Genomic DNA, 22862 nt, shown 5'->3' on the forward strand with positions numbered 1-22862 from the left:
AGCGTGGTCCCTCCTTGACCAGTTTCACCGTTTCGAGCTTGAACTCCTTCGAAAACCTCCGTCTCGTCCGACTCATGGTCGTCACCTCCAAGGCCATTATCGCCTCTTATCAGGTGTCCACCAATCCCGGGCAAGACCAGAAGTGAACTCCAGGCTGGTGAACTGGCTGCCCTGGTCGGTATTGAACATCTCGGGGCGACCGTAGCGCTCTAGGGCCTCGGTCAGCGCCTCTGTGCAAGCGGGCGTCCAGGGTGTTGGATAGCCTCCAGGAGAGCACCCGGCGGGTGGCCCAGTCCATGACCGCCACCAGGTACAGGAAGCCGCGCTGGACCGGGATGTAGGTTATACCCGCTGTCCACACCTGATGGGGCCGGTCGATGGCCACTCCTTTCAGCCGATAGGGGTAAACTCGGTGCTCCTCCGGATGCGGCCGGCTGGTCCGCGGTGCCTGGTAGATGGCCTGTAGCCCCATCAGGCGCATCAGGCGTCGCACCCGGTGACGACCCACTCCGACGCCTTGCCGCCATGGGTGCCGGACCATCTGGCGGCTGCCGTAGAAGGGGTAGTTCAGAAACAGCTCGTCGATCCGGCGCATCAACGCCAGATTCTCAGCGCTCTCCCCCTTAGGCCGGTGGTAGAGCGAGGACCGACTCACACGCAACAGACGGCATTGACGGCTCAAGCTCAGCCTGGGATGGTCGCACCGGATCATCGCCCGGCGCTTCCCCCCGCTCACCACTTGAGCCCTTTGGCCAAAAAATCCCGCTCCACCGTCAACTCCCCGATCTTCGCGTGCAGGTCCCGTACCTCCGCCTCGTGATCCCCCCGCGCCCGCTCCGCCCCGTTTCGAGAGCACATCCTTCATCCGCTCCACCGCTCGCTGGTTCCACGTGCTCACCTGGTTCGGGTGGATCTTGTGCCGCGTAGCGATCTCCTGGATCGTCCTTTCTGTACACCCAGAAACGTGCACTGCCCGCCTACCTGAGGCACCTGTTCTTGACTGCGGTGCAAAGCCGGTTGAATTCGGAAACTAGGACGTCTCTAGTCTGTCGCAACTTGTTCCTCTTTCTCTTCAACGTATTCTGTACCCTTGTCAAATCCCTAGACAGTGCGTTGAGCCGCCGTTGCAATTCACTCGCATTTATCGTGGAATCGACGATCTCGATCTTCGCCATGACCGCTCCCACTGCACTTATCAGGCAGCCCGCGCCCAACGACTCAACGCAGGTCGCCAACCCAAACATCGCGCCATAGTGACCTGCGGCCTTGACTAAGGCCCCCAAGGCGGCTTTCGTTCGCTCTTTTGAGGCCTTCCTCACTTTCGCTTTCAGGTCCGCTGCTTGTTTCGCCAATTCAGCATAGTTCCGTGAACCGTCAAGCGTTTCGATTGTCTTTAATATTGCTGGGCGTGCCTTCTCCACGGCCACACAGCTCATCGTCATGTTATCCAACTCGAAAATACCATCCCTTACACTCAAAGATCTTAGACAACTACGATCGATCCGTTCTCCAGCCCCAACGTCACTCACCGCCGCCAACCAAAGGAGGAGAAAGATCGTTCCTACAGCCGCGGAACGCTGCAACATCCTTGTCGTCATATTTCTTCCCTTCTCGGTCTCGTGGACGGCCTTGTCACCTTACCTTTGGAAACACTAATGCGGTTCGGGAAACACCTTAGTATGTCCAAGTACAACATATACTGGAAGCACTGCTGACCATACACGGTTGGCGTGGGGACACGGCAATCTTTGAGGTGGTCCTGGTATCTTGGACAGGATGGCGGCTGAGTTAAGGTGTATTCCGGGTAATGGATCATGCCGCCAGGGTCCTGTTTAACACGTCCTGCGATTCCGGTTGAGCGGGCAGAGGGGCGGGCGAGCGGTGGGGCTCAGCCTGCATCTCCATCCGTATTCCTTTGTCGTAGGCCTCGGCCGGGGTAGAGCCATCGGGGGCGGAGTGAGGCCTTCGGGTGTTGTAGAACTCCATCCATTGGGCGATGACCCGTTGGGCCACGAAGCCGTCTGAGAGCTCGTGCAGGTAGACGGCCTCGTACTTGAGCGAACGCCAGAGGCGCTCGATGAAGATGCTATCCATACACCGGCCCCTGCCGTCCATGGAGATGGCAACGCCTGAGTCCTTGAGGGTGGCGGTGAACTCCAGGCTGGTGAACTGGCTGTCCTGGTCGGTGTTGAAGATCCGAGGCCGGCCGTAGCGCTCCAGGGCTTCGGTCAAGGCCTCCGTGCAGAACCGAGCATCGAGGGTGTTGCTGAGCCTAAAGGAGAGCACCCGGCGGGTGGCCCAGTCCATGACCGCCACCAGGTACAGGAAGCCCTTCTGGACGGGAACGTAGGTTATATCCGCGGTCCAGACCTGATTGGGCCGCTCAATGGCGAGCCCATTGAGAAGGTAGGGATACACCCGGTGCCGGGGATGCCGTGTGGCGGTCCGGGGCGCCTGGTAGATGGCCTGTAGCCCCATCACCCGCATCAGACTACGAACCCGGTGACGTCCGACACGGACGCCCTCCCGCCACAGATGGCGGACCATCTGGCGGCTGCCGTAGAACGGGTACTTCAGGAACAGCTCATCGATCCGCCGCATCAACTTAAGGTTCTGTGCGCTCTTGCCCTGGGGCGTGTGGTACACAGACGAGCGGCTTAGGGACAGCAAGCGGCATTGACGGCTCAGGATGGTTGCGCCGGATCATGGCCCGGCGCTTCTCCCCGCTCACCACTTGAGCCCTTTGGCCAAAAAATCCCGCTCCACCGTCAACTCCCCGATCTTCGCGTGCAGGTCCCGGATCTCACCCTCGTGCCCGCTCCGCCCCTTGGAGAATACCTCTTTCATCCCCTCCACTGCTCGCTGTTTCCAGGTGCTCACCTGGTTCGGGTGGACCTTGTGCCGGTGGGATACACCTTAGCAACCTGTCCGATTTTCCGGGACCACCTCAGTTACGGGCCGTAGGACAAAATCCTACACGGCCAAGTTTGAAACCCGCCCCCTACACGTGGTTTGACCGGCCGGCAACCGCCGGGCTTCTACTGCAACGCCCTGACGTACGCGCGCTGCAGCCGCTCCACGCGGCTGGTGTACAGGAGGCCGATGCGGGCAAGGGCTTCCAGCGCCGCCCGGTCTCCCTGGTCCACGGGAAAGTGGACGACTTCGGGGAACCGCTTCACTTCCTCCTGAGACTCCTCGTTGAGATGCTCCACCGCCTGTTGCAACTCCTCGCGTCCCTTGAGCATCTTGTTGATGATGGGGAGCACCAGCACGTCGGCCTTGTCCTGCATGCGTGACAGGGCCGCGCTCGCCACGGGTACGACGGTGATGCCGAGATCCGACAGGAAGTGGCTCAACCGCTGCCCCACCTGGTCCTTCAGGAACGCTTCCGGTACCACTACGGCGTTGCGCAGGCGCCGCCGCATCCATCGCCAGGGCTTGGCCGGGGGGTAGACTTCCCGTCTCAGCTTCCTCAGGTATTCCTTGCTCAACTCGCCCCAGGAATGCTCCACCTGGGCGCTCTCGGTAAAGGGCTCGGCGCCCACCGCCTCGGGGTCCCCGTGGGCGTTGGTAACGTAATCGTGGAAGTGCTTCTCCGAGATCATGTAGCTGATGGCGTAGTCCAGCTTCTCGAAGCTGGGGCGGGGCCACATGACCTGCCACAGCGTCTTCAGGAAGAAGCGCCGCCGTGGGTGATCGGTGGTGAAGATGTAGTGCCGGAAAGTGTTGGCCAGTATGCCGAGGATTTCCCGATCGATCTTGCTTCCCCGGCCCCGGCGAACATACTCCGGCCGGAACGGCTTCGCCCCGGCAACCAGCCGCGCGCCGTAGTTCTCGTACTTGTACAGGTTGCGGATCAGCCAGTTGTAACCTTGCTGGACCTGCTCGACGGTCATCAGCTTGGGAACGAAGTTCAGGTCGGCGGAACCGTGCCCCTTCATCTGCGCGGAGTCGTAGGGAATCAGCCGGCCTTCCTTCTCCAGGCGCTCGTAAAGGGGCGTCTTCTCGATGGCCGTCAACACGCCGCTGGTGGTAAAGGCGATGCCGGCCTCCTGGAGAAAATCGAACTGCTCCTTGAAGATGTCGGTGTCATCGTTGTCGAAACCGACGATCATGCCCGCCAGAATCGCCATGTTGTGGGACTGGATCCTGCGGATGCTCTCCATCAGCGGCGAGGTGGTGTTCTGCCGCTTCTGGGTCTCGTTGAGGCTCGCCACCCGCGGCGACTCGATGCCCAGGAACATGCTCGTGAAGTTGGCGTCGTGCAGCAACTGGAGCAGCTTCGGCTTCTCCGCCACGTTGATGGTCATCTCCGCGGAAAAGTTGATGGGGTAGTTGTTTTCGCGGCCGTACTCCGCCACCGCGGTGAGCAACTCCTCGGCGTAGCGCATGTTGCCGATGAGGTTGGCGTCCGAGAAACTGATGTGTATGCCGCCGACGGACTCCACCGTCTTGATCTCCGCGATCACCTGATCGACGCTCTTGGTGCGCGGCACCCGCCCGTCGGTAATGATGATGTCGCAGAACTCGCACTTGAAGGGACAGCCCCGGGTGGTCTGCAGGAAGTAGTAGAGGTAGTCGTCCCGGGACGCCAGGTCCACCCGCGGCACCGGCGAGAGCGAAATGTCGACGTTGCCCTCCTGCTTGTAGAGCGGCTTGTGAGTGCCCGTCCGGAGGTCGTCGCAGAACTGCGGCCAGGTGATCTCCACTTCGCCGTCGAAGACCACGTCGAAGAGCCCGTCGGTGAAGCGCTCGGGGCACAGCGAGGGGTACGGCCCGCCCGCCACCACCATCTTCCCGCGCTTCCGAAACGCCTCCGCGATGCGCCGGGCGCGGCCGTACTGGATGCTCCAGCAGGCGATGGCCACCACGTCGGCGTCGGTCTCGAACTCAAGCGGCCTGACGTTCTCGTCCCGAAGCTCCACGTCGAAATCCGGCGGCGTCAGCGCGGCCACGGTGAGGAGCCCCAGCGGCGTCTGCGCGCAACGCTGCGGCAGGATGTCGGTGATACCGGTCAGCCGCCACAGGGAGTTCGGAAAGCGCGGATTGACGAAAAGAATTTTCATGGCGTGAAACTCCTCGTGCGGTCGGTCCTCGTGCGTGTGGTGTCCCGTGGTTTCCTTTTTGTTCCAGAACCGGTTTAGTGGTAACCTGCTTCAGAAAGCTCCTAAACCGACAATAAGGCGTATTTCCGCCACGTTATCAGCCGTCCAACGGGGATGTCAAGGTGGATTTCGTGGTTTTTGCGGCTTTCTCAGGGGCCTCCTCCGATGTCCATGATTCAGCTCCACAACGTGTCCAAGACGTATCTGCCGGATAACGCGGGAGTGAAGGACATCACGTTCCAGGTGGAGGCGGGCGAGTTCCTGTTCCTGTGCGGTCCCAGCGGCGCCGGAAAGTCCACGCTGCTGCGGTTGCTGTTCCGTTCCGAGCAGGCCTCCGAGGGCCAGATTCTCGTCAACGGACGCAACATCACGCGCCTGAAGGGGCCGGGACTGGCGGCTTACCGCAGGAAGCTGGGACTCGTTTTCCAGGACTTCAAGCTCATCCCGCACATGACCGCGCTGGAGAACGTCTCGCTGGCGGCGGACGTTGTCGGCGTTTCCTGGCGCCAGAGCCGGCGCCGGGCCTTCCGGCTGCTCTCCGAGCTCGGGCTGAAGGACAAGTACGGCGTGTTGCCGCCGGCCCTGTCGGGCGGCGAACAGCAGCGGGTGGCGATTGCGCGCGCCCTGGTGAACGAGCCCGAGATCGTGCTGGCGGACGAGCCCACCGGGAACCTGGACCCCGAGAGGGCGGCGGAGAGCCTGCGGCTTTTCGCGCGCATCAACGAGGAAGGCACCACCGTGCTCATCGCCACCCATGACCCGCGTCTGTTGCGCAGCTTCGACGGCCGCGTCCTGCTGATGCACCAGGGCCGGCTGCTGCGGCGCGCGGACCTGGAACCGGCGGCCTCCGCGCCATGAAACTCCCCCACGCCGCATTCGTGACCGGACGCGTGGTCCGGAGCCTGAAGGAACTCTTCTGGACCCATTTGTTGACCGCCGGCGTCATGGCCATGACCCTGCTGGTGTTCGGCGGGTTCCTGCTGATCCAGCAGAACCTCGGTCAACTGGTGCGCGGGTGGGGCGAGGACCTCCACGTGTTCGCCTATCTGGATGAAGAGGTGGACGCGCCCGCGGCGGCGGGCCTGCGGGCGAAGGTGGAGAGCTACCCGGAGGTGGGCGCCGCGCGCTATGTTTCCCGGGAGCAGGCGTGGGAGGATTTCGAGAGCGCGCTGGGCTCGCAATCGGGGATACTGGAGGGTCTGGACCCGGCGATGCTGCCGGCGTCCCTGGAACTGGAGCTGCGCGCCGGCTACCGCTCGAGTGCTGCCGTGGCGGGGCTGGTGCAACGGCTGGGTGCCCTGGAGGGAGTCCGGGAGGTGGAGTATCCCGAGGCCTGGCTGGAACGGCTGCGGCTCCTGCTGGTGGGCATGGAGTGGCTCAAGTGGGTGCTCGGCGGGGTCGTGTTCCTGGTGGCCTTTCTGATCGTCGGCAGCACCATCAAGCTGGCCATCGTGGCGCGGCAGGACGAGATCGAGATCATGCAACTGGTGGGCGCCGGCACGGGATTGATCAAGGCCCCATTCGTCATCGAGGGAATGATCCAGGGGCTGGTGGGTGCTGGCCTCGCCCTTGGGCTGCTGCGGGCGGCGTTCGCTCTCCTCGGCGCGGACCTGTTGGCCCCGTTCGGTGCGCTGGCGGCCGGTGTTCAGTTTACTTTCCTCAACTCGTGGCAATGCATGGAGCTGCTTTTCCTGGGGTGGCTTCTGGGGACCGCCGGCAGCGTGCTGTCGGTGAAGCGTTTCCTGGCCTGACCCCCGCGTCCCGAAGGCAAATGTTCCGGTCACGTTTCACCAAGGCTATGCTCGTCGCCGGCCGCGTCGCGGCGGCGGCCGGCCTGTGTTTGTGCCTGGGCTTGCCGGCGCCGGCCCGGGCGCAGGACGAGGGAGAGCTGGCGGAACTGAAGGAACGTATCGTCGAGGGAAGAGCCGCCCTGGACAAGGTCCGGCGGGGAGAATCGTCGGTGCTGGAGGTGCTCGACGAGCTCGAGACTGCCCTGGAGCGCCGCTCGCGCCGGCTCAAGACCCTGAACGGGCGCCTCAAGCGGCGCGAGCGCGAGGTGGAAGAGGCGGCGCGGGCGGCGGACGAAGCCGAGGCAGCGTTGGCGCAGGGGCGCCGGACGCTGGTGCAGCGGGCGCGGGCGCTCTACAAGTGGCAACGGGGGGGAACGCCCTTCGTGCTGCTCAACGGCAAGTTGTCGGTGCCGGAGCTGATGCGGCGCAAGCGTCTGCTGGAGACCGTGCTGGGCCAGGACCAGGCGCTGATCGGGCGGCTGGCGGACAACCTCCGGCGCAGCCGGGACCTGCAGGCAACGGTGCAGGCCCGCCGCCGGGCGCTCGCGCGCGAGCGGGACGAGGTGGCGGCGCTGCGCGGGGAGCTGAGGAAGGAGCGCGCGCACAGAGAGGGGACGTTGCGGGCACTACGGCGCGAGCGCGAGCTCCGAGGCCGCGCCTTGCGGGAGCTGCAGGAGGCGGCGCGCCGTCTGGAAGGCATCATCCGCGGTTCAGAGGAGGAAGGCCGCGCACCCGTGGCGCGCCCGGCGGACACCGCCGCCGACGGTGTGGTTTTGCCCGTGGACGGCAGGATCGTCAGCGGGTTCGGCATCCACAAGCACCCCGACCTGGACGTGGACGTGCACCGCCCCGGCGTCGACATCGCCGCGTCGCCGGGAGCCGAGATCCGGGCGGTGGAGCACGGCCGGGTCCTGTTCGCGGATCGCTTGCCGGGTTACGGAAAGATGCTTATCCTCGACCACGGAAAACGCTATTACACTGTGTACGGCCACCTTGCGGAGTTGGCCAAGTCCGTGGGCGACCGCGTGGAGCGGGGTGAACGCATCGCTCGGGTCGGTGACGACCCTTCGTCCGGCCGGTCGCGCCTCTATTTCGAGATGCGCAGGAACGGCAAGCCGGTGGACCCGCTCCCCTGGTTCCGGCGGGCGCGGGCGGTGGCCAGAGGAAAGAAATAGACGGAGTCGTCGGGAGGAGACGATACGATGAAGCTGTGGAATCGAAAGCGGCGCGTGTCCGGGTGGTTCTGGGCCTTGGGTTGGGTCCTGTTCGCGGCCGGGCTGGCCGTACCACGGGTCTCGGCCGTGGACTCCGGCGCCTATCACAGCCTGGAGAACTTCGCGAACATCCTCGCCATCGTGCAACGGAACTACGTGAAGGAGGTGGAGACCGACAAGCTGGTCGACGGCGCCATCAAGGGCATGCTGGAATCCCTGGACCCCCACAGCAGCTACCTGACCGAGGATTCCTACCGTGTGCTCCAGACCGAGACCGAAGGGCGCTTCGGCGGTCTGGGCGTGGAGATCACCGTGCGCGACGGACTCCTGACCGTGGTGTCGCCCATAGAGGACACCCCCGCGGCGCGCGCCGGCTTGCAGCCAGGTGATCAGATCGTCGGCATCGACGACGAGACCACCGAGGACATGACCCTGACCCAGGCCGTCAGGCGGCTGCGCGGACCCGAGGACTCCAGCGTCACCCTGCTGGTGCGAAGGAAGGGCGAGGGCAAGCTGCTCACGTTCACCTTGGTGCGCGCCGTCATCGAGGTCAGCAGCGTGCGCGCGCGCGTGCTCGAGCCGGGTTTCCTCTACATGCGCATCGCCCAGTTCCAGGACCGCACCAGCAAGAACCTGATCGACGCCATGGCCGAGCACCAACCCGGGGATGGCTCCTTCAAGGGAGTGGTGCTCGACTTGCGCAACAACCCTGGAGGACTGCTCAGTCAAGCGGTCGGAGTCTCGGACCTGTTCCTCGATTCCGGCCTGATCGTCTACACCGAAGGGCGCGGCAGCCAGAACAAGCAGAAATTCTCGGCCACGCGTGACGGCTCCCGGACCCACTTTCCCATGGTGGTGCTGGTGAACGGCGGCAGCGCCAGCGCGTCGGAGATCGTCGCCGGGGCGCTGCAGGACCACAAGCGTGCGCTAATCCTGGGTACGCAAACATTCGGGAAGGGGTCGGTGCAGACCATCCTGCCGCTCGACGACCGCTCGGCCCTGCGCTTGACCACCGCGGAGTACTTCACGCCCAAGGGGCGGTCGATACACGAGGTCGGCATCAAGCCGGACATCGTCACGGATCCCAAGGCAAGGCCGGCCGCCGCCGAGACTCCTTCCTCGGGCAAGGCGGCGGAGTCGGAGGCCGGCGCGTCGGCGACAACGCAGCCGGAGAGCGCCGCCCCGCTCGACGACTTCGCACAGCGGCTCCGGAACGACCCCGAGATCGGACGCGCGCTGGAGCTGCTCAAGGGTTGGGAGATGTTCCGCGGCCTCACCGGAGCGCCGAAGGAAAAGACCTGAGCCGCGGCCCCCGATGTCGCGTCCTTTCGACCATCCTACCGTGGCGCAGCCGGCCGCGGTCCTCACGGTCAGCGAGCTGAACGAGATCATCCGGGACCGGCTGGAGTCCGGCCTGGATGCCTTGTGGGTGGCCGGGGAAGTGTCCAACGCGCGCTTCGCTCCGTCGGGGCACGTCTACTTCACGCTCAAGGACTCCCAGTCGCAGATCGCGGCGGTCCTGTTCCGCCGCAACGCGGAGCGGCTGCGCTTCCGTCTGGAAGACGGCATGGAGGTGGTGTGCTCGGGCCGGGTCGGCCTGTACACGGTGCGCGGCGCGCTCCAGCTCTACGCCGTGGAAGTGGAAGCGCGCGGCAAGGGCGCGCTGACCGTCGCCTTCGAGCAGTTGAAGAGGCGCCTGTGGCAGGAAGGCCTGTTCGAGACCGAACGGAAGAAGCCGCTGCCGTTCCTGCCGCGTACCATCGGCATCGTCACCTCGCTTCAGGGCGCGGCCGTGCGCGACATGCTGAGCATCATCGGCGAACGGTTCCCGGAGCGCCGGGTGATCATCCGCCCGGCGACGGTGCAGGGCCAGGGCGCCGCCCTGGAGATCGCACGAGGAATACGGGAACTGGACGAGACCGGCGTCGTCGACGTCATGATCGTCGGCCGCGGCGGCGGTTCGCTGGAGGACCTCTGGGCGTTCAACGAGGAGCCGGTGGCGCGGGCCATCGCCGCGGCGCGCACGCCGATCGTGTCCGCGGTGGGCCACGAGATCGATGTGACCATCGCGGACTTCGTGGCCGACCAGCGCGCGGCCACGCCCACGGCCGCCGCCGAGATGATCCTTCCGCGGCGGCGCGAGCTGGAGGAGCGCGTGGCGCTGTGGACGCGCCGGCTGCGGCGCGGCGCCGAGAGCCGTCAGGAGCGCCGGCGCGAGAATCTGCGCTACTGGGCGCGCCGGCTGGCGGATCCCGGCCGCGGGCTGCGGCAGGGACAGATGCGCCTGGACGAATTGTCGCTGCGGTTGTGGCGGCGCCAGGAGGATGCGGTGCTGCGCGCGCGGGAACGCCTGGGCCATCTCGCCGGACGGCTGGGCGGCGTCGATCCGCTGGCGGTGCTGCGGCGCGGCTACAGCATCGTCTACGATGTCCCGGGGGGGCGCATCGTCAAGGACGCCGCGACTCTGCGCAAGGGCCAGCAGGTGCGGGTGGACTTCGCCGCGGGGCGGGCCGTCTGCCGGGTGGAAGAGGTGGAGGAGTAGGAGGGTCGGCGTCCTTCGATTTCGCTACGCTCGGGGCGAAGGGGCAGGGCGCCATCAAGACGGATCAGCGTTTCCTTGGGGGGATCGGAATGTCTCAGGACGAGAGCACGCCGCAGGCGCGGGACGAACGCAGCTTCGAGGAGTGTCTGCAGGCCCTCGAGAAGGTGGTGGAGCGCATCGAGAGCGGCGAGTTGAACCTCGAGGAATCGCTGGCCACCTTCGAGGAAGGCGTGCGCCTGGTGCAGTCCTGCAACCACAAACTCGGCGAGGTCGAGCGGCGCATCGAGGTGCTCACCAAGGATTCCGAAGGGCGCTCGCGCCTGCGGGAGCTGGTCGAGGATGAGGATTGACGGCCGGCAAGGAACGCCTCGACCGCCTGCTGGTGGAGTCTTCGCTGGCGCGCAGCCGCGAGGAGGCGCAGCGCTACATTCTCGCGGGGGCGGTGTTGGTGAACGATGCGCCGGTGACCAAGGCCGGCACCCAGGTGCGGCGCGACGCGCATCTCCGGTTGAAGGCCGCCGCCCGTTACGCGAGCCGCGGCGGCGAGAAGCTCGAAGCCGCCCTGGCGCGCTTCGAGGTGACCCCGGCGCGGCGCGTGGCGCTGGACGTGGGCGCTTCCAGCGGAGGGTTCACCGACTGCCTGCTGGCCCACGGCGCGGCGCGGGTACACGCGGTGGACGTGGGTTACGGCCAGCTCGACTGGCGCCTGCGGCAGGACCCGCGCGTCACCGTGCTGGAACGCACCAACATCCGTCATCTCGAGCCGGACGCATTGGCCGAGACGCCGGACCTCGCGGTGGTGGACGTCTCGTTCATATCGCTACGGCTCGTGCTCCCGCGGGTGTGCCGCTTGCTCAAGCCGCCGTTCGACGTCGTGGCGCTCATCAAGCCGCAGTTCGAGGTGGGCAAGGGCCGCGTCGGGAAGGGCGGAGTGGTGCGTTCGGAGGAAGAGCACCGGCGCGTCATCGGCGAGATCGAGGCGGCGGCGGACGCCCTCGGCCTGGAGCGGCGCCCGGTGATTCCGTCCCCGCTGCTGGGCCCGAAGGGCAACCGGGAATTCTTCATCCATGCGCTTGCGCCGGTGGATTGGAGGGCGGTCTCGAAAGCGTCTTCCGGGCTTGACTTGGGTGACTGATTGGCTATAGTTCGACAGACCCAAGGAGTGGAAACAACCTATGACAGGTGTTCGAATCAAGGAAAACGAGTCGATCGAGAGCGCCATCCGGCGTTTCAAGAAGCAGTGCGAGAAGGCCGGAATTCTGGCCGAACTGCGCAAGCGGGAACATTACGAGAAGCCGAGCGTCAAGCGTAAGAGGAAGGCCATCGCAGCCAAGAAGCGTGCCATGAAGCGCGCCCGAAGCCACCAGTGGTACTAGGGCCTACGTAACTGCGACTGGGAGTTTCGGACTCCGCAATGGCACGGGCCGGGTGAGTTCGACCCGAGGCGGCTCCGCGCGATCCATGGTGGATCCTGGCGGGGAGCGGACTCCGGTGACACCCCATAGGCCATTGTGAACATCGTAGACGCAGTGTTGGCAGCAGTCCTGTGCGTGTTTGCCGTCAGGGGCTACGCCAAGGGACTGTTCCGGGAGGTATTCGCCTTGCTGGGCCTTTCGGTTGGCTTCATCGTCGCCGTACGGTACTACGATCAGGCATCCATCTGGGTCGATTCCTGGCCCTACTCTCCGCTTATCCTGAACATCCTCGCCTTCCTCGTTCTCTTCTTTCTGGCCTACATCGGACTCAACTGGGTGGGGCACCTGCTCCACCGATCCGCCGACCGCTTCTTTCTCAGCGGCTTCAACCGCTTGGGGGGCCTCCTGGTGGGCGGCTCCAAGGGGGCGGTATTCGTGGGAGTCGTCCTCTTCGTCGCCATTTCCCAGTCATGGGTTCCGCAGAAACTGCAGCAGCCGTTGGGAACGGCCGCGTTGGTGGGACCCCTTTACGGCGTTGGGGCCGCGGTGACCTCCATGGGCGCAACCTTCACGTGGCCCGGCCCCTGGAACCCGGGGTCCGCGTCGAGTGACTCACGGGGCGGGGCATGATCTCCGATCAGACCACTCAAGAGGTTCGCGCACGAGCCTCCATCGCGGAGGTGGTCTCCGACTACGTCACCCTCAAGAAGGCCGGCCAGAACTACTCGGGGCTGTGTCCCTTCCATTCGGAGAAGACCCCCTCCTTCACGGTCAACGAGGAGAAGGGCGTTTTCTACTGTTTCGGTTGCCGCGAAGGGGGCGACGTCTTCAAGTTCGTCATGCTCTACGACGGGCTCACCTTCCCCGAGTCCGTGGAGCGGCTGGCGGAACGCTACGGCATCCCCATCGAGCAGTCGGGGTCGGGGGGCAACCGGCGCGGCGACCTCTTCCGCCTGAACGAGCAGGCGGCGGCGTGGTACCACGGTCTGCTGCTGGATCCCGCCCGAGGTACCCCGGCGCGCCACTACCTTCAGAAGCGCGGCGTCGACGAATCCCTGTGGCCGCGTTTCAATCTCGGCTTCGCGCCACGGGGCGACGGCCTGGCGTCCCACTTGCGGCGCATGGGCGCGGTGCCGGCGGACGCGGCGGCGGCGGGCCTCCTGGTGGAGCGGGAGCGGGGCCGGTTCCGCGATCGTTTCTTCGACCGGGTGATCTTTCCCATCACCGAGCCGGGCGGCAAGATCGTGGGCTTCGGCGGACGGGTCCTCGGCGAGGGCGCGCCCAAGTACCTCAATTCCCCGGAGACGCCGCTGTTTCACAAGAGCGCTCAGGTCTACGGCCTGAAGCAGGCCCGGGACGGCATTCGCGCCGCGGATCGGGTCGTGGTGGTGGAGGGCTATCTCGACGTGCTCTCCCTCGCGCAGTACGGCGTCGCCCACGCGGTGGCCACCCTGGGCACGGCCCTGACCGTGGATCACCTGCGCGTGTTGGCGCGCTACACGCGCAACGTGACCGCGCTGTTCGACGGCGACGCCGCCGGCCGCGCCGCCGCCGCGCGCAGCGTCGAGGTGTTCCAGCAGGCGGGCCTGTGGGGGCAAGCGGCCTTTCTGCCGGGGAACGAGGATCCGGACACGTTCGTCAGGGCCCACGGGAAGGACGCGCTGGAGAGTGTGCTGGAGCGCGCCGTGCCCATCGTGGACTTCTACCTGGACTGGCTCCGCGAACGCCACGGTACGAGCCTCGAGGGCAAGAGCCGCTCGGCCGCCGAGGTCAGCAGGATCCTGGCCAAGGTGACCAACCCCAACGACCGCGATCTGCTGGCGCGCCGCGCGGCGGACCTGCTGGGGGTGCGCGAAGAGTCGTTGCGCCGGCATGCCGGCGGCGGCCCGGCGGCCGGCGCTCGGCCGGCCGGGAACGAGCGCCGCGGCGCGGGCCGTCCGATGCCGCGCGGGGCCGACCGCTGGACCTTCCCGGACGACCGCGCGGAGGTGTCGCTGGTGGCGCTGATGCTACGGTTTCCGGCCGTGGTGACGGCGCTGCGCCGGGAGCCCATGGACAAGCTCGTGAGCGGGAAGTGGAGCGAGGTGATCCGGCGGATGTTCGCGAACGCGGGGGACGACGGGGAGTTGGAAGTGGGAGCCTTGACCGAGGGGTTGTCGCCGGAGCTGGCCTCCGAGGTGACGGGGCTCGTGTTGCAAGGACAGGAGTTCGCCGAGAGCGAGCGTGAGCGAATGACCCGGGACTGTCTCCTGTTTTTGAAAAGGCGTTATCTGAACCGGCTCGATCGGGAGTTGTGCAGAGCGATTCGCGTAGCCGAAGAGACCCGCGATGACGCTGCCAAGAAAGAGAGGATGCGGCAATGGCAGGAGGTCATGCAAAAGAAACTCCGCTTGGAACGCGCGGTGCCGGGCTTGTAGACACGACGCCGGCCAACACCCCCCGGGTGACATCGCGGACTCGCCTGACGAAGCGGGAAGAGGATGTCAAGCGGCTGATCGACCTCGGCAAGGAACGAGGCTATCTGACCTACGATCAGGTGAGCGACATGCTGCCGGCCGACACCGTCTCGCCCGAGCAGCTTGACGACGTCATGTCCATTTTCGGCGAGATGGACATCGAAGTGGTGGATGCGAACTCGCGCATGGCGTTGACCGGGCAGGCGGAGGATGTCCCGGACGACGAGCCCGAGGAGGGGGAGGTGGAGCTCGACGGCGGAGACGCGGACGTGGCCGGCAAGACCGGCGATCCCGTGCGCATGTACCTGCGGGAGATGGGCAACGTGTCGCTGCTCAGCCGGGACGGTGAGGTGGAGATCGCCAAGCGGATAGAGGAAGGCGAGGGGGTCGTGGCGGACCACGCACTCTCCTGTACCGTCGCGGTCCAGCACGTGCTCGATATCGCGGAGAGGCTCGAGCAGGGCGAGGTCCGCGTGCACGAAGTGATCAAGGGGGTGGAAGCCGAGGCGGACGTCGCGGAGGAGGAGGTGCACTGTCAGCGCGTGCTGGAACAGATCGACAAGCTGCGCCAGGCAGCGGGCGAATTCGACGCCGTGCGACAGAAGTTGCGCAAGCGCAATGCGGCGGCCGTACGGGAAGAGTTGGAGCGACAGTCGATCCGGTGCCGCACGAGGATTCTCAAGCGGCTCAAGGCGTTGGGCCTCAACCGGCTCCAGATCGACGCGATGGTGGACAGGCTCAAGAGGGAACTGCATCGCATCGAGTCCGCCAAGAGGCGGCTGCAGCGGTACGAGAGGGAGACCGGAAAGACCGCCAGGGAGATCCTCGAAGTGGCGGCGGGCGACGACGGCAAGGACAACTGGCGTAAGACCGTCGGGACGTTCCGGATGAGCCTGAAGGCGGTCAAGGAGATGCAGGAGGGCATTCGCCAGGCCATCGCGGACGTGGAAGGGACGCAGCAGCGTCTGGAGATGTCGGAGGAAGAGATCCGGCAGCGGGTGCGATCTATCCAAGAGGGCGAGGTCCGCGCGGACTTCGCCAAGAAGCAGTTGATCGAAGCCAACCTCCGGTTGGTCGTGAGCATCGCCAAGAAGTACACCAACCGCGGCCTCCAGTTCCTCGACCTCATCCAGGAGGGCAACATCGGTCTCATGAAGGCGGTGGAGAAGTTCGAGTACCAGCGCGGGTACAAGTTCTCCACCTATGCCACGTGGTGGATCCGCCAGGCCATCACCCGCGCCATCGCCGATCAGGCACGCACCATCCGCATCCCGGTGCACATGATCGAGACCATCAACAAGCTCATCCGCACCTCCCGCTACCTCGTGCAGGAGATCGGCCGGGAGCCCACTCCGGAGGAGATCGCCACCAAGATGGAGATCCCGCTGGAGAAGGTGCGCAAGGTGCTCAAGATCGCCAAGGAGCCCATTTCCCTGGAAACCCCGGTGGGCGAGGACGAGGACAGCCATCTTTGCGATTTCATCGAGGACAAGCGGGTGGCGACCCCGTCCGACGCGGTCTCCAGCCTCAACCTCGAAGAGCAGACCCGCAAGGTGCTGGCCACCCTGACGCCACGCGAGGAGCAGGTTCTGAGGCTGCGCTTCGGCATCGGCGAGAAGTCCGACCACACGCTGGAGGAAGTCGGGCACAAGTTCGCGGTGACGCGCGAACGCATCCGCCAGATCGAGGCCAAAGCCTTGCGCAAGCTGCGCCATCCTAGTAGAAGCAAGAGGCTCAAGAGTTTCATGGAAGGGTAGGAGGCGGCCCTGCCATGGGGCATCGACGGGCTGCTTCCTTTCGCGTGCAACTCGCGTGCGGATCATTTGGCGCGCAGATCGTTTCCGGGCCCATAGCTCAGTTGGTTAGAGCCACCGGCTCATAACCGGTAGGTCCCTGGTTCGAGTCCAGGTGGGCCCACTCATCCTCCTCAAATCAAGAAACTCCTCGGGTCCTTGCCTGCAAGCGACGTTGCTGTCGACCGGGACCGTGGAGCGTTGCCCCCGGCAGCGGCTGACCGTGTCGACTCCATGGCGAACAACAGGACGCAGCAGGACGAGTTGGTTCGGGAGGCTCGGCTCCGCTATATTGAGGAATGTGGGAGGTGGCGACGAAGCCCCAAACCAACCGCCACACGCCGACAGCGGAGAGGATCCTGTGAGCGACCTGAACATCAGCAGCTTCATATGGAGCATCGCGGACGACGTGTTGCGCGATGTCTACGTGCGGGGAAAGTACCGTGACGTCATCCTGCCCATGACCGTTATCCGGCGCCTCGACGCGGTTCTGGAACCGACGAAGGACGCCGTGCTCCGGATGAAAGAGCAGTTGGATGCCGCCGGCATCACGAACCAGGACCGAGCGTTGCGCCAAGCCTCCGGCGAAGCCTTCTACAACACGTCCCCCTTCCGGCTCCGCGACCTGACATCCCGCAGGCGGCACCAGCAGTTGCGAGCCGACTTCGAGTCATACCTCGACGGCTTCTCGCCCAACGTCCAGGAGGTTCTGGAGAAATTCAAGTTCCGCAACCAGATCCCGACCCTGGTGGAAGCGGACGCGCTGGGATTCCTGCTGGAGAAGTTCCTGGACAGCTCGATCAATCTCAGTCCCCGGCCCGTCCTCAATGACGACGGCTCTGTGGGCCTGGAGGGGCTGGACAACCACCGCATGGGCACGGTCTTCGAGGAACTGATCCGGCGTTTCAACGAGGAGAACAACGAAGAGGCTGGGGAGCACTTCACGCCCCGGGACGTGGTGCAGCTCATGGCGCGCCTCGTCTTCCTCCCGGTCGCCGATGAGGTCAAGTCTGGCACCTATTTGGTGTACGGCGGCGCGTGCGGCACCGGCGGGATGCTTACCGTGGCGGAGGAAACGCTCTGGGAGCTTGCCGGGGAACACGGCAAGGAAGCGTCCGTCCATCTGTACGGACAGGAAGTCAACCCGGAGACCTATGCCATCAGCAAGGCCGATCTCATCTTGAAGGGAGAAGGCGTCGAAGCCGACAACATGCGGTACGGCTCCACCCTTTCCGCCGACGCCTTCCCCGCTCGTGAGTTCGACTTCATGCTGTCCAATCCGCCCTACGGAAAGAGCTGGAAGAGCGACCTGGAGCGCATGGGCGGGAAGTCCGGCATCAAGGACCCGCGCTTCGTCGTGGAGCACGCCGGCAACCCGGAGTACTCGCTGATCACCCGGTCCAGCGACGGGCAGATGATGTTCCTGGCCAACATGCTGAGCAAGATGAAGCGGGATACGCCAATGGGCAGCCGTATCGCCGAGGTGCACAACGGCAGCTCCCTCTTCACCGGCGCCGCGGGGCAGGGCGAAAGCAACATCCGCCGCTGGATCATCGAGAACGACTGGCTGGAGGCAATCGTCGCCCTCCCGCTGAACATGTTCTACAACACCGGCATCGCCACCTACGTCTGGGTGCTGAGCAACCGCAAACCGGCGCACCGCCGCGGCAAGGTACAACTCATCGACGCAACCCAGTGGTCCCGGCCGCTGCGCAAGAACCTGGGCAACAAGAACTGTGAGTTGTCGGATGAGGACATCCGGCGCATCTGCGATGTCTTCCGGGCCTTCGAAGAGACGGAGCAGTCAAAGAAATTTCCTAACGAGGCATTCGGTTACTGGAAGGTTACCGTGGAACGGCCCTTGAGACTTGAAGGCGTCGACCCGGAACGGGTCTATACCGCCAGGGAGATCAGGGAGCTCAAAGACGAAGGTGTGCGCTCGGAAACCGCGCGGCCGGTCATCAAGAAGCTCCACAAGTTGGATGTCGAGGCCGATCCACTACGAGGTCTGTTCGACACCACTATCAAGGGCAAGCCGCGTGTCGTCGAGTACGAGCCGGATCCGGAGTTGCGGGACACCGAGCACATTCCTCTACCAGAGGATGGCGGCCTAGACGCTTTCTTGCGCCGCGAGGTGCTGCCCTACGCTCTGGATGCCTGGTACGTCCCTGACAGCGTGAAGGTCGGTTACGAGATCAGCTTCACCCGCCACTTCTACAGGCCGCGACCTCTGAGGCCGCTGGAGGAGATACGAGCTGATATAATAGAACTGGAGCGGGAGACAGAAGGGCTGTTGGTCGAGATAGTGGGGAGTGGAACAAAAACATAAGGAGGCCTATAGTGGCTGAAGTGAATCAGAAAGAAGAGTTCGAACTGAAGGTGAACGGGATCGAAATCAAGACTCCTCACCAGAAGCTCGTTGCACACGATATCCTTGAATTGGCCGAGAAGCACGGGGCGATGCCTGGCAAGCCGAACGAATACATACTGCAAGGGGACAAAGGCCAATACGGTTGGGATGACTGGGTGGACTTGAAGGAAGACAATGTATTCATCACGATTCGCAACACTCCTACACAGGTAGCCTAGTTCAGTCAAATGTCCAGTAGCATCGACCGCGTCCGTGGAGAGTTGCAATCACTTGGCTATCTGACAGATGAGTTCGATAGCCAACAGGGGAGGGTGGTTTCTTTCAATTACACAATCGAGGCCGGTTCTCAAAAAGGTAAGCACATCCAAGTGGGGGTAAGCTTCCAAGAAGAAGGATATCCCGAGTATCCTCCTCACTGGGTACACGTCAGCCCGCCAATCGAAGACGGGAGAGGTGGTTCTACTCAGAAATATCTTGACGCACAAGGGCGAGAATGGATCGCAATGAGCAGACCACCCGGTGACTTGTGGGACCGATTGCCGACTAAGCACATGAGCGCGTACATAAGAGAACACCTAAGGCGAATCTGGAAGGACACATGAGCTTTGAGGTAGTTTTCACGGCGGAGGCGGATTCGATCTCTAACGAGCATCTCCTTCAGCACTACAAACGCAATGTGTTCCAAGAGGACTTGTGCTTCGCTCTTTGGCGTCCGTCTACGGGAGAATACCGACGTACTGCTCTGATTTGGGAAGTCATTCTACCGCACCAGGACGAACGAAGCCTGCACGGTAACGCTAGCTTTCAGCCTTCCTACGTCACTCGCGCAATTCAGATGGCGCGCCAAAGGGGAGCGGGCTTGGCATTCATGCACAGCCATCCCGGGCCTGGGTGGCAGGGAATGAGCGCAGCGGATGTGGACGCAGAACGGGACGCTCTTGCTTATCCGGCTGCCGCAACAGGGTTGCCATTGGTGGGGTTGACAATCGGAAGCGACGGTTATTGGAGCGCGCGGTTCTGGGAGAGGAACGGAACAGAGATGCATCGCAGTTGGTGCGAGAAGGTAAGGGTTGTTGGGCCGAAGTCCTATAGAATTGACTTCAATGACGACCTCGTGCCTCCGCCCCTTCGCAGAGAGATTCTCAGGCGCACCTTCGACACTTGGGGACGCCAATCTCAAAACACAATCTCCCGCTTGCGAGTTGGCATTGTCGGACTTGGAAGCGTAGGGTGTATCGTCGCCGAAACCATGGCGCGAGTCGGGGTTGAGCAGGTTACTTTGATCGATCCCGACAAGGTGGAAAGGCACAATCTGGATAGATTACTGTACGGAACGGTCAAGGATATCGGTAAGTTGAAAGTGGAGACGGCTATGGGGGCTATGCGACGAAACGCCACTGCCCAGAATATCCAGGTGAGCATCTATCCTGTCTCCCTCCAAGACATGACAGCGTATAAGGCGGCGCTGGATTGCGACATTCTTTTTAGCTGCGTTGATAGACCTCTTCCACGTGACGTCCTGAACTACATATCGCAAGCGCATTTGATCCCGGTCATTGACGGCGGTGTCGAAGTAGAGACACACCGACAAGACGATTGTCTGTTCTCAGCGCACTGGCGCGCCCATATTGTGACTCCTTATCATCAGTGCTTGCGCTGCAATGGACAGTACAACTCCAGTGCTGTTGTCATGGAGTTGGACGGATCGCTTGACGCCCCATCTTACGTGTCGAACCTACCTGCTGAAGAACGATTTCGTAATCAGAACGTGTTTCCCTTCAGTGAAAGCGTTGCTGCGATGGAAGTGAATCTCATGCTACGCTACCTACTCGCTGCCGATTGGTGGCCGGTGGTCGGCCAACAGGACTATCAATTCGTAACCGGCGAGACGCGGGTCATTAATGAGGAATGTCATCCCAACTGCTCATTCCGAGAGCGCCGGGCGCTAGGGGACACTGAGAATCCCTTCTACTTAATTGAACGCGCTGAGGGTTCGCCTAAAGTGGGTTGGCGTGGCTGGGTCAGGATGCTTGATAGGGTATTGAGGAGATCCTGAATTTCGGGCCGTAGGATCGTCCGACTTTTCGCAATAGGGACTCGAGATAGTAGCGCACATTGTTGGGTTTCGGCACACGCGGACCAAGCGTAATCCAACTACCGGTGACGAACATGTTTTGTACCTTGAGTGCCTCAACCTGATAGTAGTGTCTTATACGGGCAGTAGTATCCTCTCGCTCCTCGTACTGGAAAAAGACCCGATCCTCTTGAGCGTCTATTTCGGGAATAACGAGACGACACTCCCGCTCATAGTCGTAGGCTTTGCTCTTATACAGGTAACGAATCTTGTCGATATGCCGCGCAATGGTCCTTTGGAACTGCTGCTGAACGTCAGCAGTCGAGGAGAGTCCGAACAGAGGACGTAGGCACTCATCGACAGAATCCAGAACAGGTGCAAGTAGTGAACTAGTTCGCCTTACGGCATCTCGGTCGTAGAGGACTTTTCGCAGTTCGTGTTTTGGTACGACCAGAGTCAATGAACAACCCATGCCTTCGCGACCATAGGTGCGCCAAAACACGAGATTGTCACTCATGTCCCTCTGAGCGTCGGTATCGCTTTGCCCTTGTTTGTCATGTGGGACAATGAATGACGCGACATAGGCGTGAGGCGAATACGTAGCGCCCAGGTCTTTATATGGATTGTGTGTGTGCAGATCAAGATTGCGATCAAAAAAATTGCCTTCGTCCGGATCGTTAAAGTGGTTAGAGTCGTACAGGCGCAATGATGAGCTACTATTCTCTTCTGCAGCCTCTTTGAGCATAGACACAAGTGTTGCAATGCTCGTGTAGTGAACAACGACGTTTGGCTGTCCGACTTCGGCTTCGTCGAGCATATGAGGCTCTTCGACTTGAGCGCGCAACTCCCGCAGGACGTTTTCGAGATTGTGGGTTACGACGTTCGTGACGTAGTTCAATAAATTCTCAGGATCGCCCGCCAGTCGCCGTCCGGTTTCCACCGATGTTCTTAGGCTCGAGAGGTTGTCGTCTAGTTGGGTCATCGTTGCCACCTTGTAAACGCTTAAGGATGCTTCTCGTACGGCTTGAAAATACTGATTGGCAGTATAGCCTGGTAGCGACGTCTCGGGCAAGTCGGCTGACACAGGCACGTCGCGCAAGAGTCGCGCGGCGCTTCGGGTTTTCGTGTGGAAGGGGATCAACGGGTGAGGCCTTTGGGATAGAGGTTGAGGCCGCCGAAGTGGAAGTAAGATGGCGTTGCGGAAGCGCTGTCGGTTGCGGAAGCCACGGGCGGAGTATTTGAGCCACTGGACACGAGCGTTGAAGGACTCAGCCCGTGCGCTGGTGACGCCGCGGACGACTGCGGTGACGCTGCCATGAAGGTGGTTTTTGACCATGCGCGCGACACCTTTGACCGGTTCGAGGCGGCAGCGGATGGCAGAGCGGTACCAATCCAGCCAGGCCTTTTGCGCCCGGGTACAGCTGCGGTATCGCCATAACGTCATGGCGTGTTCCTTGTAAGCCCAGGCCCGAGCGGTCTGAAGCGTACTCTCGCGCACCCTGAACCGCCCCGGGTTTACCTTCCTCCCCACCGCCACTCTCCTCACTCCTCCTTGGACTCTCCGGCCAGTCCCTCCTGGCCGGAAGTTTCCTTCCGGCCTTGGATGCTCCCCAGCGGACGCGAACACGGTGTCACCCGAAGGGCCGAAGCGAAGGAGGTGCGTAGCGCCTTGACTCGGTGTGAGCAGAGGCTATCCCGCCCACACGAAATCCGGAAGATCCAGTCGCGCAAAAAGGGACAGCTTGACCGACTAACCAGTCGAGTGTAGCATTTTTCGTGCCATATGAGGTTTCACCGGATCGTACAGATGAACACAACTGAGTCGATGAACAGTCGGTTGAATCCCTACCCCGCCTACAGGTGCTCCGGCGTCCCGTGCCTTGGCGACGTTCCGTCACATTGGGAGGTCGTTCAGCTTGGAAGGATTGGTGTCTTCTCTAACAGGCCGTGGAAAAACGGCTAGATTTGAGGGTCTGTGAGTGATTCGATGGAAAACCCGGCTTCAGGGCATCGAGATAGACTTGTTTCACCGGCCATTTCAGGCCAGGGAGCGCGGCGCAGACGCACTGAGGCCATGGACGCATGCTCAACCCCCGACTCCC

19 protein-coding genes and 1 tRNA gene are annotated in these 22862 nt (G+C 63.1%); 15 read left to right on the forward strand and 5 right to left on the reverse strand.

The annotated features are described in order from the left end of the window. Positions 1–732: 732 nt before the first annotated feature. The 4 genes from OXF11_21335 to OXF11_21350 form a co-directional block, all read right to left on the reverse strand. Positions 733–858 (reverse strand): hypothetical protein, encoded by a 126-nt coding sequence (locus OXF11_21335; protein MCY4489634.1) that lies wholly within the window; start codon positions 856–858, stop codon positions 733–735. A gap of 119 nt (positions 859–977) precedes the next feature. Beyond that, positions 978–1442, reverse strand: coding sequence for a hypothetical protein (locus OXF11_21340; protein MCY4489635.1), 465 nt, complete (start codon positions 1440–1442; stop codon positions 978–980). Positions 1443–1812: 370 nt separating this feature from the next. Then, a complete protein-coding gene (locus OXF11_21345; GenBank protein ID MCY4489636.1) occupies positions 1813–2688 on the reverse strand; it encodes an IS3 family transposase in 876 nt (291 codons plus the stop codon). Positions 2689–3038: 350 nt separating this feature from the next. After that, entirely contained in the window at positions 3039–5066 is a 2028-nt protein-coding gene (locus tag OXF11_21350) for a DUF4070 domain-containing protein (GenBank protein ID MCY4489637.1), read from the reverse strand. Between the two features lie 210 nt (positions 5067–5276). Here OXF11_21350 and OXF11_21355 point away from each other — a divergent pair, with 210 nt between their 5' ends. From OXF11_21355 to OXF11_21425, 15 genes are all read left to right on the forward strand, one after another. Beyond that, complete coding sequence (locus OXF11_21355) at positions 5277–5963, forward strand: ATP-binding cassette domain-containing protein (GenBank protein MCY4489638.1); 687 nt, start codon at positions 5277–5279, stop codon at positions 5961–5963. Beyond that, complete coding sequence (locus tag OXF11_21360; protein ID MCY4489639.1) at positions 5960–6856, forward strand: ABC transporter permease; 897 nt, start codon at positions 5960–5962, stop codon at positions 6854–6856. Before OXF11_21355 ends, OXF11_21360 begins: the two co-directional genes overlap by 4 nt. A gap of 20 nt (positions 6857–6876) precedes the next feature. Continuing rightward, complete coding sequence (locus OXF11_21365; GenBank protein ID MCY4489640.1) at positions 6877–8070, forward strand: peptidoglycan DD-metalloendopeptidase family protein; 1194 nt, start codon at positions 6877–6879, stop codon at positions 8068–8070. Between the two features lie 27 nt (positions 8071–8097). After that, positions 8098–9411: a S41 family peptidase gene (locus tag OXF11_21370; protein ID MCY4489641.1), complete on the forward strand. Its 1314-nt coding sequence runs from the start codon at positions 8098–8100 to the stop codon at positions 9409–9411. 13 nt (positions 9412–9424) lie between these two features. After that, on the forward strand, positions 9425–10651 hold the full coding sequence (gene xseA, locus OXF11_21375; GenBank protein ID MCY4489642.1) for an exodeoxyribonuclease VII large subunit: 1227 nt from the start codon (positions 9425–9427) through the stop codon (positions 10649–10651). A gap of 89 nt (positions 10652–10740) precedes the next feature. Next, positions 10741–11001: an exodeoxyribonuclease VII small subunit gene (locus OXF11_21380; GenBank protein ID MCY4489643.1), complete on the forward strand. Its 261-nt coding sequence runs from the start codon at positions 10741–10743 to the stop codon at positions 10999–11001. Beyond that, entirely contained in the window at positions 10998–11786 is a 789-nt protein-coding gene (locus OXF11_21385) for a TlyA family RNA methyltransferase (GenBank protein ID MCY4489644.1), read from the forward strand. Before OXF11_21380 ends, OXF11_21385 begins: the two co-directional genes overlap by 4 nt. 40 nt (positions 11787–11826) lie before the next feature. After that, on the forward strand, positions 11827–12027 hold the full coding sequence (gene rpsU / locus OXF11_21390; protein ID MCY4489645.1) for a 30S ribosomal protein S21: 201 nt from the start codon (positions 11827–11829) through the stop codon (positions 12025–12027). Positions 12028–12180: 153 nt separating this feature from the next. Beyond that, positions 12181–12696: a CvpA family protein gene (locus tag OXF11_21395; GenBank protein ID MCY4489646.1), complete on the forward strand. Its 516-nt coding sequence runs from the start codon at positions 12181–12183 to the stop codon at positions 12694–12696. Further along, positions 12693–14483 carry a DNA primase gene (gene dnaG / locus OXF11_21400; protein ID MCY4489647.1) on the forward strand — a complete coding sequence of 597 codons (1791 nt, stop codon included), beginning with the start codon at positions 12693–12695 and terminating at the stop codon, positions 14481–14483. The genes OXF11_21395 and dnaG overlap by 4 nt, the downstream gene beginning before the upstream one ends. A gap of 26 nt (positions 14484–14509) precedes the next feature. Further along, on the forward strand, positions 14510–16279 hold the full coding sequence (gene rpoD / locus OXF11_21405) for an RNA polymerase sigma factor RpoD (GenBank protein MCY4489648.1): 1770 nt from the start codon (positions 14510–14512) through the stop codon (positions 16277–16279). Positions 16280–16365: 86 nt separating this feature from the next. Beyond that, positions 16366–16439 (forward strand) — tRNA-Ile (locus OXF11_21410). 237 nt (positions 16440–16676) lie between these two features. Next, positions 16677–18644 carry a class I SAM-dependent DNA methyltransferase gene (locus OXF11_21415; protein MCY4489649.1) on the forward strand — a complete coding sequence of 656 codons (1968 nt, stop codon included), beginning with the start codon at positions 16677–16679 and terminating at the stop codon, positions 18642–18644. 11 nt (positions 18645–18655) lie between these two features. Further along, positions 18656–18904 (forward strand): hypothetical protein, encoded by a 249-nt coding sequence (locus OXF11_21420; GenBank protein ID MCY4489650.1) that lies wholly within the window; start codon positions 18656–18658, stop codon positions 18902–18904. A 380-nt stretch (positions 18905–19284) separates the two neighbouring features. After that, complete coding sequence (locus OXF11_21425) at positions 19285–20742, forward strand: ThiF family adenylyltransferase (protein MCY4489651.1); 1458 nt, start codon at positions 19285–19287, stop codon at positions 20740–20742. Here the strand turns inward: OXF11_21425 and OXF11_21430 are convergent. Further along, the gene (locus tag OXF11_21430; GenBank protein ID MCY4489652.1) at positions 20708–22258 is read right to left on the reverse strand and encodes a transposase; all 1551 of its coding nucleotides are present in this window, start codon (positions 22256–22258) and stop codon (positions 20708–20710) included. The two genes, OXF11_21425 and OXF11_21430, sit on opposite strands and share 35 nt — an antisense overlap. Positions 22259–22862 lie beyond the last annotated feature (604 nt).

Source organism: Deltaproteobacteria bacterium (assembly GCA_026712905.1).
Classification (GTDB): domain Bacteria; phylum Desulfobacterota; class Binatia; order UBA9968; family JAJDTQ01; genus JAJDTQ01.

Bases quoted from the DNA above. Each gene is read 5' to 3' on its own strand.
- OXF11_21340 (MCY4489635.1), bottom strand. From the start codon at position 1,442: ATGACGATGAGCTGTGTGGCCGTGGAGAAGGCACGCCCAGCAATATTA.
- OXF11_21425 (MCY4489651.1), top strand. From the start codon at position 19,285: ATGAGCTTTGAGGTAGTTTTCACGGCGGAGGCGGATTCGATCTCTAAC.
- xseA (MCY4489642.1), top strand. From the start codon at position 9,425: ATGTCGCGTCCTTTCGACCATCCTACCGTGGCGCAGCCGGCCGCGGTC.
- dnaG (MCY4489647.1), top strand. From the start codon at position 12,693: ATGATCTCCGATCAGACCACTCAAGAGGTTCGCGCACGAGCCTCCATC.
- OXF11_21380 (MCY4489643.1), top strand. From the start codon at position 10,741: ATGTCTCAGGACGAGAGCACGCCGCAGGCGCGGGACGAACGCAGCTTC.
- OXF11_21370 (MCY4489641.1), top strand. From the start codon at position 8,098: ATGAAGCTGTGGAATCGAAAGCGGCGCGTGTCCGGGTGGTTCTGGGCC.
- OXF11_21355 (MCY4489638.1), top strand. From the start codon at position 5,277: ATGATTCAGCTCCACAACGTGTCCAAGACGTATCTGCCGGATAACGCG.
- OXF11_21350 (MCY4489637.1), bottom strand. From the start codon at position 5,066: ATGAAAATTCTTTTCGTCAATCCGCGCTTTCCGAACTCCCTGTGGCGG.
- OXF11_21335 (MCY4489634.1), bottom strand. From the start codon at position 858: ATGTGCTCTCGAAACGGGGCGGAGCGGGCGCGGGGGGATCACGAGGCG.
- OXF11_21365 (MCY4489640.1), top strand. From the start codon at position 6,877: ATGTTCCGGTCACGTTTCACCAAGGCTATGCTCGTCGCCGGCCGCGTC.
- rpsU (MCY4489645.1), top strand. From the start codon at position 11,827: ATGACAGGTGTTCGAATCAAGGAAAACGAGTCGATCGAGAGCGCCATC.
- OXF11_21360 (MCY4489639.1), top strand. From the start codon at position 5,960: ATGAAACTCCCCCACGCCGCATTCGTGACCGGACGCGTGGTCCGGAGC.